The organism is Tepidibacillus sp. HK-1 (assembly GCF_001748485.2).
Classification (GTDB): Bacteria; Bacillota; Bacilli; order Tepidibacillales; family Tepidibacillaceae; genus Tepidibacillus_B; species Tepidibacillus_B infernus.
In genome coordinates, this window is the sequence record NZ_BDGM02000038.1 from 1 (window position 1) to 10,090 (window position 10,090).

Annotated in this window: 11 protein-coding genes; 3 read left to right on the plus strand and 8 right to left on the minus strand. The window is 36.9% G+C overall.

The window, feature by feature from the left end:
• Nucleotides 1-495 precede the first annotated feature (495 nt).
• Both BEN26_RS13335 and BEN26_RS13340 read left to right on the plus strand, forming a co-directional pair.
• The gene (locus tag BEN26_RS13335) at nt 496-1,689 is read left to right on the plus strand and encodes a glycine C-acetyltransferase (RefSeq protein ID WP_068725000.1); all 1,194 of its coding nucleotides are present in this window, start codon (nt 496-498) and stop codon (nt 1,687-1,689) included.
• Nucleotides 1,686-2,633 (plus strand): L-threonine 3-dehydrogenase, encoded by a 948-nt coding sequence (locus BEN26_RS13340; RefSeq protein ID WP_068725003.1) that lies wholly within the window; start codon nt 1,686-1,688, stop codon nt 2,631-2,633. Before BEN26_RS13335 ends, BEN26_RS13340 begins: the two co-directional genes overlap by 4 nt.
• A gap of 205 nt (nt 2,634-2,838) precedes the next feature.
• Here BEN26_RS13340 and BEN26_RS13345 read toward each other — a convergent pair whose 3' ends face one another.
• Nucleotides 2,839-3,240 carry a YkvA family protein gene (locus BEN26_RS13345; protein ID WP_069799620.1) on the minus strand — a complete coding sequence of 134 codons (402 nt, stop codon included), beginning with the start codon at nt 3,238-3,240 and terminating at the stop codon, nt 2,839-2,841.
• A gap of 59 nt (nt 3,241-3,299) precedes the next feature.
• Nucleotides 3,300-4,370, minus strand: coding sequence for an HD-GYP domain-containing protein (locus BEN26_RS13350; RefSeq protein WP_069799618.1), 1,071 nt, complete (start codon nt 4,368-4,370; stop codon nt 3,300-3,302).
• A 116-nt stretch (nt 4,371-4,486) separates the two neighbouring features.
• Between BEN26_RS13350 and BEN26_RS13355 the strand changes: the two genes are divergently transcribed.
• Nucleotides 4,487-5,707, plus strand: a complete 1,221-nt coding sequence (locus tag BEN26_RS13355; protein WP_069799616.1) for an MFS transporter — start codon at nt 4,487-4,489, stop codon at nt 5,705-5,707.
• 39 nt (nt 5,708-5,746) lie between these two features.
• Here BEN26_RS13355 and BEN26_RS13360 read toward each other — a convergent pair whose 3' ends face one another.
• The 6 genes from BEN26_RS13360 to BEN26_RS13385 all read right to left on the minus strand — a co-directional run.
• Nucleotides 5,747-7,411 (minus strand): S8 family serine peptidase, encoded by a 1,665-nt coding sequence (locus tag BEN26_RS13360; protein WP_255421913.1) that lies wholly within the window; start codon nt 7,409-7,411, stop codon nt 5,747-5,749.
• A gap of 162 nt (nt 7,412-7,573) precedes the next feature.
• Nucleotides 7,574-8,269, minus strand: a complete 696-nt coding sequence (locus BEN26_RS13365) for a lysophospholipid acyltransferase family protein (RefSeq protein WP_069799614.1) — start codon at nt 8,267-8,269, stop codon at nt 7,574-7,576.
• Nucleotides 8,270-8,285: 16 nt separating this feature from the next.
• Nucleotides 8,286-8,987, minus strand: coding sequence for a glycosyltransferase family 2 protein (locus BEN26_RS13370; RefSeq protein WP_069799612.1), 702 nt, complete (start codon nt 8,985-8,987; stop codon nt 8,286-8,288).
• A gap of 371 nt (nt 8,988-9,358) precedes the next feature.
• A complete protein-coding gene (locus BEN26_RS13375; RefSeq protein WP_069799610.1) occupies nt 9,359-9,730 on the minus strand; it encodes a hypothetical protein in 372 nt (123 codons plus the stop codon).
• Between the two features lie 75 nt (nt 9,731-9,805).
• Nucleotides 9,806-9,892 carry an SHOCT domain-containing protein gene (locus BEN26_RS14360; RefSeq protein ID WP_181482304.1) on the minus strand — a complete coding sequence of 29 codons (87 nt, stop codon included), beginning with the start codon at nt 9,890-9,892 and terminating at the stop codon, nt 9,806-9,808.
• Nucleotides 9,893-9,988: 96 nt separating this feature from the next.
• On the minus strand, nt 9,989-10,090 hold a 102-nt coding region (locus BEN26_RS13385), incomplete at its 5' end, for a zinc ribbon domain-containing protein (RefSeq protein WP_181482303.1).

Consider the following 10,090-nt stretch of genomic DNA (forward strand, 5'->3'; position numbering starts at 1 on the left):
CATTGTGATTGTGGTTTTGTGGCAGATAGAGATTGGAACGCTTCTATCAATATCAAGCGTGAAGGATTGCGACTGTTAGTATAATCATAAATAGAGCATGGAACAGGCTCGATAGCTAAGTAAATTTTGTACCGTTAGGTGCGATTACCTTAGAAGCCCTCACCTCTAAGCGAAGCGTAGGTGGCGGGTAGTTCACACTGATACTTTATTCTATTCAATTTTATTTTTTCTGATAGGAAATTTGGAAAATATTTCTCAGCCAAGATCCCATACATCTGTTAATACACCACAACGAAGTAATGTATTCGTAATTATACATGTATAAAAAGGGCTGTATGATAAATAAATGAAAAAGATTTTTCTTTTTACTGTCTCTCACGTATAAACATTTTAAGTAGAATATGATACATTATTAGTGAAGAATACTGAAACAAATGGACATGCAAAATAAATTTTGTTCACACACAGAGGACAAATGTAATGGAGGGATGAATTATGGCAAGCAAGGTATTAGATGATTTTTTGAAGCAAAATCTAGAGGATTTAAAAAGTAGGGGTCTTTATAATGTGATCGATCCTTTAGAAAGTCCAAATGGACCAATCATTAAAATTGCTGGAAAAGAGTTGATCAATCTTTCTTCCAACAATTATTTGGGATTGGCTACCGATGAAAGGTTAAAAGAAGCGGCGCATCAAGCAATTGAAAAGTTTGGTGTCGGTGCAGGAGCTGTTAGAACGATTAACGGTACATTAGAAATTCATATCGAGCTAGAAAAAAAGTTAGCAGAATTTAAGCATACAGAAGCAGCAATTGCTTATCAATCAGGTTTTAATTGTAATATGGCAGCTATATCGGCAGTGATGGACAAGAATGATGCAATCCTTTCTGATGAACTAAATCATGCCTCAATCATAGATGGTTGTCGTTTATCAGGGGCAAAGATTATTCGCTTTAAGCATTCTGATATGGACGATTTAAGGGCAAAGGCAAAAGAAGCCACTGAATCTGGCCAATACAATAAAGTCATGGTCATTACCGATGGGGTTTTCTCGATGGATGGAGATATTGCCAAGCTACCTGAAATTGTAGAAATTGCAGAGGAATTCGGTTTAATTACTTATGTAGATGATGCGCACGGCTCCGGTGTATTGGGCAAAGGTGCAGGAACAGTCAAGCATTTTGGCTTATCAGATAAAATTGATTTCCAGATTGGGACATTATCAAAAGCAATTGGTGTCGTAGGTGGATATGTTGCAGGTAAAAAGGAACTTATTGATTGGTTAAAGGTAAGGAGTAGACCATTCTTATTCTCTACCTCTCTAACACCTGGGGATGTCGCTGCAAGCATAAAAGCAATTGAGATTCTAATCAACAGTACTGAGTTAAATAATCGTCTTTGGGAAAATGGAAACTATTTGAAGAAGAAATTAAAATCCTTAGGATTTGATATCGGAAATAGTGAAACGCCAATTACACCAGTCATTATTGGCGATGAAGTGAAAACACAAGAGTTTAGTAAAAAGCTTTATGAAGCTGGTGTATATGCGAAATCAATCGTATTTCCAACTGTCCCTAGGGGAACAGGTAGAATCAGAAATATGCCTACAGCAGCACATAGTAAAGAAATGTTAGACCAAGCATTAACAATCTATGAAAAGATCGGAAAAGAGATGGGGATTCTTTCATGAAAAAAATCTTAGTCACAGGGGCATTAGGCCAAATCGGCTCTGAATTAATTCAAAAGCTTAGAGATACCTATGGAGAAGACAATGTAGTAGCAACTGATATTCGAGAAACAGAAGCAGATGTCGTCAAATCAGGGCCTTTTGAGCTCCTTGATGTTACAGATGGAAAGCGGATGTATGAAATCGCCAAAAGTTATCAGGTGGATTCTGTCATCCACCTTGCTGCCTTGTTATCCGCAACAGCTGAAGCTAAACCACTTTTTGCCTGGAAAATTAACATGGACGGTCTTTTAAATGCTCTAGAGGTAGCGCGGGAATTAAAAACGCAATTTTTTACGCCTAGCTCTATCGGCGCCTTTGGTCCTACAACTCCAAAAGATCTTACTCCTCAAAACACCATTCAAAGACCAACGACGATGTATGGTATAAATAAAGTAACTGGTGAGTTACTAAGCGATTATTATCATCAGAAATTTGGTGTAGATACAAGAGGGTTACGTTTCCCAGGATTAATTTCCTATGTTACCCCTCCAGGAGGGGGTACAACCGATTATGCGGTTGAGATTTATTATGATGCCGTAAAAAAAGGTGAATATACCTCCTATATTGCCAAAGGGACTTTTATGGATATGATGTATATGCCTGATGCGTTAAACGCGATTATTGATTTGATGGAAGCAGATGCATCTAAGTTGAAGCATCGTAATTCATTTAATGTAACTGCAATGAGTGTTGATCCTGAGGCAATTGCCAAAGCCATTAGAAAGTATATTCCTCATTTCAAGTTAGATTATCAGGTAGATCCAATCAGACAATCTATTGCTGATAGCTGGCCAAATTCAATAGATGCCTCATCAGCAAAAGAAGAATGGGGTTTTAAGGTAGCATATGATTTAGAGAAAATGACTGAGGATATCATAAAAAAACTAAAAGATAAGCTTCTTTAAGAGTAAATCATAAGGTAATCGGAAGGGGATTCTTATCCAACCCCTTTCTTTTTAACATTAATTCCTTATTTTTAATAACTGTTGTTCACGTTCAAGTTACCTCAGTTGGGGTGATTGAAGGAATTGCTGCGCTTCCTGCTAGAGCTGCTTTATCTGCTATTTTAATGGTGTTACTTCGTGTATAAAAGCAGATCAGCCATTTGTTCTATTTTTCTTCTTCGATGATTTCTACTTCCGAGGTAATATCGATAATGTCGCTATCTAACTGTTGTGCATATTGCCTTAATTCTTTTTCTACCATCGACCAAACAATGGCGATAGCGATTCCATCATCCACAAGTCCTAAAACAGGAATCAAATCGCTTACTACATCAAAGGGCATAATAAAGTATAACAATGCTGCTCCTATTATCCCTTTTTTTGTTTTACTTGTATGAGGGTCTTTAAAATAAAGATACATCACCTTAAGCTGCTGAATGAGGTTTTGGATACCCCCTGTTTTTTTTATTTTTCTTGGAAATTCACGATAAATCTTTCTTTTACCCTTGCTTGTCCTTGCTAAATCCACTAGTTTCATTACTAGCTCGATAATCTTTTGTCGGTTCATCTAATTCACATCCATCTGAAGGAAGATTGTTTTACTATCTTATACGATAAAAATATCATCTAAGTTTCATATTTCATAGGAATTAGTAGTTCTTGAATGTATCGATTTCTTTCCTTTCTTAAGTCAATAAACTGGCCATTCATTGAAACTAAAGGTCTGTGAGGTTCAGACGGGTCTGCCAAAATGACGGTCGCCTTTTGCCCATCATTCATGATCACCTCTTGCCCTTCCATCAACTTGGAAATATATTGGAGGAAATTGAGAACAATGGCAGCATTTAATTCTCCTTGAAAGGCGATTTGGTGTAATTCCATATAGGCATGGAAAGGAGAGAAAGATTTTTTGTAAACCCTTTCTGAAGAAATTGCATCATATACATCTGCAATGGCAACAATTTGAGCAACGAGAGGAATATTAGTACCGTCTTTTTTCAATGGGTAACCTTTTCCATTTAGTCGTTCATGATGCATTAAAGCTGCTGTAAGGACCAAGGGGTCTTTTATCTCATTTTTTACTAGAATTTCATATCCTAACCGTGGGTGTTTTTTTACCGTTTCAAATTCAACATCTGTTAACACAATTGGTTTTTGTAAAATAGAGGAGGGTATTAAGGCTTTTCCAATGTCATGAAGAAACCCAGCATGACCAATTCGAATGACCTCATCCCCTTTTAATCCCATCAGTCTTGCCAATAAGGCGGAAATGATCCCAACATTGATGGAATGTTGCATGGTATAATGGTCAATGTCTTTAATCGTTCTCAGTTGGATAAAGAGATGGGGAACCGAAACCATATGGGACATTAAATCATCAAAAATTTCGAATAATGTATCCTGTTCGATTCGCTCTTGCCTAGAAGCGGATTGAAATAGATCTTCAACTGTTGTTAAACACGTATCATAGAGTTGATAAAATTCGGAATCCATTTTTTGAAGGTGGTTCATGTATTCATTGATGGAAGTTCTTTTTTCCTCAATTGCAATGCGATCAATTTGACGAATGATGATTGCTTTTATATCTTCTTCTGTCAAAATATGACCCTTTGATAACAAAAGAAGACCTTGTTCTGTAATAATATCATCTGCTAATTGTTGTTTCACCAATCCCATATAGGGTTTTACATATTTCATGGGTACCTCTCCTTACTAAGGCTTATAAGAAGTTTTTAATATATACTATTAAAAAACAGCAAAAACATTCAAAACAACGCGTTTAATCGTAGTATTTTTTTTCGGAGGAATGATCAATGACTTACTGGCATGAATATCGAAATCTATTTCGCAATCGCTCTGTCCTGTTATTGCTTAGTAGTGAAGTAATTAATTCGATTGGATCTACATTGACTTTTTTTGCCATGATGGCACAAGTGATGCATTTAACCGATCGAGATTTATATATTGGAATGGTCATGATGATGGAAATTACTCCTGCTATTCTTTTTGGTTTTGTCGCAGGAATTATTGCTGACCGCTTTGATCGTAAAAAAATTATGATTGTCAGTAATCTATTAAGGGCAGGTATTATTTCTCTTCTTCTCTTTTCCGATCAATTATGGCAAATTTACTTGATCGCGTTTATCGATGGAATTGTGGCAAATTTTTTCCAACCAGCCAAACGGGCTTTGCAACCCACATTAGTAAAATCTGAAGAATACGTTACACTAAATTCCCTTTTTTCATTAACGAATAGTACAATGCAAATTTTCAGGCCAGCCATCTCAGGGCTCGTCGTTGCTTTTTTAGGTGCAAAAATGGCTTATACAGTTGATGTGATTACCTTCATCTTAGCTGCAGGATTGACGCTTGGAATTAAAGCGCCTCCTTTTGTGGAAGAAAAGAAAGAAAGATCGCAGCAAATGTGGCAAGATTTTAAAGAGGGAATTCGTTATATCGTAAATAAAACGATCTTAAAATATATCTTTATCTTTCAAATCTTTTTCACCCTTGTAATGAGCATGCAAGGGGCTCTTACCTTTTTATATGTAGAAAAATACATGGCTCATGGTGGAAATGTTGAGCAAATTACTGGTTACCTATTTTCGATGATTGGAATTGGTGGCTTTATGGGAGCATTCCTCTCAAAATGGATGATTGAAAGAATCGGGGGAATTCAGCTATTACTCGCGACCACGATTTTTGATGGTGTCATGGTGGTTTGGTTCTCTTGGACAGACCAATTACCCATTGCCTTATTTATTTGGGCCTTTTTTGGAATTATTGGTGCTGTATCCTCTGTCGTTATTGAAACATTGATTCAACATCAAGTGCCAGAAGATTTGCGAGGAAGGGTTTATGGTGTGATGGGACCGTTGACTGGTCCAATTTCTCTCCTTTCCATTGGCGGTGGTACTACCTTGTCCCAATGGTTTGGGCCAAGATTGGTGTTCATGTCTGCAGGACTTGGCGAAATCCTCCTAGGCATCTTTGGCAGAATCGTCCCTGCTTACAAAAAAATGGAGAATCAATGACTTCTTAATTAAATCATTGGTTCTCTTTTTTTAATCTATTTAATTGGAACTTGTATCAAAAAAGTAATTTCCCGATCCAGAATAGGAAACGACTTTAATTGTATAGTCTCCTGTTACGCCTGGGCTAAAAGTGACTAACTCCTGCCGTTCAGTCCCCTCTGCCTTTCCTACCAATGTTCCATTTGGATCATAGACATAAAGGTCAAAATCCGGACTTCCACCAAAGAAACCACTTACCCAATCTGAAATGACAAGTGTTACCGCAACTGGTTCTGAAGTAGAAGTTACACTAAGTATCCAATTGTTACTGTCTCCTGAAGAACTTAGACTTCCACTAACAAAGTGGTGTGAAGGTACGATTGGCGCTGTTCCATTATAGTTCCCTGCAACCTTAATAGCATCATACGCTTGTAAGCGCCCTTTCCCATAATCAATGTCTTCAGCTGTTGGTCCCCAATCACTTGCTGTTGAAGTAACGATCGTTTTAATCTCACTAGTTGTGATCGTTGGTTTTGCATCAATCATCAAAGTAATTACTCCTGCTGTAAAAGGAGTAGCCATACTAGTACCGCTATAAGTTATATAACCATTTGTAGAATTGGCTTCTGCAGCCGTAATGTTATATCCAGGAGCAGAAACATCTGGTTTAATACGGCCATCTGCAGTTGGTCCACGACTTGAGAAATTGGCTAGATTAAAACCATATTCTCCCACATCCGCCATCGCAGCGACTGTTATGGCATCAGAAGCAGCTCCAGGAGAACCAATCGTATATTGTGCTGGCCCTGAATTGCCTGCTGCAACAGCTACAGCAATACCATTGGCAACTGCTCTATTGACAGCTATCGAAGTAGAGTCCGTACCATCTGAACTGCTTGAAGTGCCAAGTGATAAATTAATGACTCGGATATTGTAAACGTCCTTATTCTGAATCGCCCAATCAATTCCAGCATCTACAGTACTCATAGAACCACTTCCACGACGATCAAGCACCTTGATTCCTACCAATGCAGCTCCATATGCTACGCCTTTGTAGTTCGCATTACCATCACCTGAACCAGCAATAATACTTGATACATGTGTTCCATGACCATTATCATCATAAGGAGTTGTTTTAGATCTGACAAAATCCATCCAGCCGATCACTTTTCCTCCGTCTAAATCAACATGGGTTGCATCAATTCCTGTATCAATTACTGCAACCACTACGTCATTTTTTGAATAGGTCGTTAATGATCCATCTAGATCTCCATCAAGTCCAAAATCAGTTCTAGCTTTTCCCACTCCAAACCAATTTGTCGCCGTATCCATGCTTGCTTGAACAGGCATATCATATTCAATCTGTTGAACAAAAGGCATCTTTTGTAGTGCAATAATTTGGCCTTTATTCAAGTCTGCTGCAAATCCATGGAAAGCCTTGCTATATTCAAATTTTGTCTTGAATAAGCCAATCGCTTTCTCCATGTCTTTTTTCTTGCTTAGAAAATCCGTATTTAACATCACGATGACTGGAATAGTAGTCAGCTCATCTGTTCTATTCATGATTTCTTCTAGGTTGTCAAAAAGTTTGTTTTTGTTGTTGTCTACTTGCTTAGGAAGCTCTTTGTGCTTAACTGGTTGTTTTTCATTCTGTGCCAAAACCATGGGGATTGAACTTAAAACAAACACCATTACAAAAAGAATTATCATCACTCTTTTTGTCAAAAAAATCACTTCCTTTTTCAATATTTGGAATTTGCATTCCTAACAACAATATAATATAAACTTGTTAAAAATATTCAAAATAATTAAAAATGAATAAAATGGCCTATAAAAAAATCCCATCTCTTATTAGAATTGGGGCTTTAATCCTGATAGAAATATTCCTTAAGTTAGATCCCCACATCTTTTTGCTAGCTCATTAAGATTTGTATGGATCTCCTGAACGATTCTTTTACGTTCTTCGTTGAACCCTTCCCCATCTCTAAAGTAGATTTGTCGATTTGCAAGGATCAGTCGTTTATTTTTACTTACATACAAAGGAACAAAGGTCAAATGTTCTCCTATTTCTTGAAAAAAATACTTTTCTAAATAAAGAAATCCCTTATACATTTCTTTGACCTCTGAAGAGGGATCACGATAATCAATATCTGGGAAAATCACAATTCTTTGTCCACTTTTTAAGACTTCTACACTTTGATGGAAGGTTTCTAGTATTTTTCGCGAACCCCTATATACAGGAATCCCTTTCCCAGAATTCAATAGTTTTGAAATGAAAAAGGATAGAGGAAAAGCAACCATTTTCGCTAGATTTCGATTCCAGCCAAACCTTTTGGTAAACGTATAATCTACATATTGCTTGTAACAAGCAGCTTGGTCAAGAAAAACATGAAGGATCCACGCATGTAAACATTTTGGAAACCAAAGCAATGTGACAAATGGGCCAAAAAGATTTTGGTGGTGAGAGATATACACGACGGGCCCGTTGATTCGGTCAGGAACCAGAACCTTATATCTGGGATAAAAGATTCGAATAAAACCTCGGATGATTCTAAATAATATACCATAATGACGATTCTTCATAACGATCACCAACAATCTATTTTTCTCGTAGAAATCCAGAAATAAGTATAGATAAAACCCTGATAGAATCTAGTATAGATTTATAATGAGAACCAGCATTGTTATTAAAATATAATGTCTGTATGGGTACTTCGCTGATCTTTATATTCATTTTTGTTGTATAAATTAACATATTAATTTCATATTCGTATCTTTCTCCTTTAAGTTCCTGAATCTGTGGAAGTATTTTATTAGGAATTCCTCGCAATCCTGTTTGCGTATCTTCTAGTTTATAGCCAAATAAAAGTCGAAAAATAAGACTAGTTATTCTATTACCAATATTGCTACGGAAGGGAACATTAGGTTTGCTAAAATCCCTAACCCCTAGAACGATTCCTTGATCACTATTTTCTATAGCTTTTGCTACTTTATAAACATCTTCCAGTGAATGTTGTCCATCAGCATCTGCCGTAATAACACCTTCTAAATCCTTATGAAATTCTAGATAATATTGAAAAGCAGTTTTTAATGCTCTACCTTTCCCTTGATTTGTTTCATGCGTTAAAACGGTACATCCTTCAATTTTGTTTAATTCCGTAAAGATATCGTCTAATTCTTCTTTACTACCATCATTGACAACGATAATTTGTGCTGCACCTTCTTCTAGTAGGCTTTTAACATAGTCTACCAAACTATTTGTAGGATTAAGGGCGGGAATGATTATTGCGTAATTTCTCATAATAGCATCTCCTCTCAAGGGAAAAGAAATCTATTAAAACAAATCAAAATATAGTAGATAACGCCACTATTTAGGTAACCATTTAGGTAACTATTTCCATTAATTAAAACTTATCAAATATGAGAGTATTTTGCATTATATTTTTGTTTTTCAAGTGTTGATTTTTATCTATTAGAAAAACGATTGATGCTTGGTATGAACAAATTAAAGAAATCAAATGTGTTTCGTTAGCTCAGTTATAAGATAATAACACTAATAGCTTTTTTTGGTATGTTGGTTGCCGTTTTTCCCAACAAAAATAGTAGTCCACCCTGGCTCAATTAGGGGGACTACTACCTCTAAGCAGACTAATCAGTCGGCCTTAGGTTATACTATTCTTTTAATGCTGTGAACGATTCGCCAATTTTCCTTACAGCAGTGGCAATCGACTGGACAGCAAATGGATCCCAACTTGGATCTGCCTTTTCTAATGCACTGTCATTCGTAAAATCAGTTAACCGATCAATAGGTTGTGTCCATTTTTGATCTCTCCATTGAAGCTTATATCCTTGACTACATTTAATCACAAAGAGGTGAAGTTCAGAACCTTTTGCTAGCACTCTCGCTTCAACAAAGGAATCAGAATGATTCTTGACTTCAATCGTCACAGGCCATTCCTCATCATATTCATAGATAGGTGTACCTGCGGCTTCCATCCGTTGCATCCAAGATGGGCTTGCTTGACACATTGCTTCTAGTATCATAGATTACTCCTCTCGGGTTCGGTTTTATTCATTCCCATTATAGAATTCTCCGATGAAAGGCGCAATATCTTGACGCTACTCCTCAATGAGCTTCTTGATTTTTAGATATTCCTCTTCTGTGATCTCACCTTTTACATAAAGATTACGTGAACTACCCGCCACCTACGCTTCGCTTAGAGATGGGGGCTTCTAAGGTAATCGCACCTAACGGTACGAAATTTACTTAGCTATCAAGCCTGTTCCATGCTCTATTTATGATTATACTAACAGTCGCAATCCTTCACGCTTGATATTGATAGAAGCGTTCCAATCTCTATCTGCCACAAAACCACAATCACAATGGAATATGCGCTCAGAAAG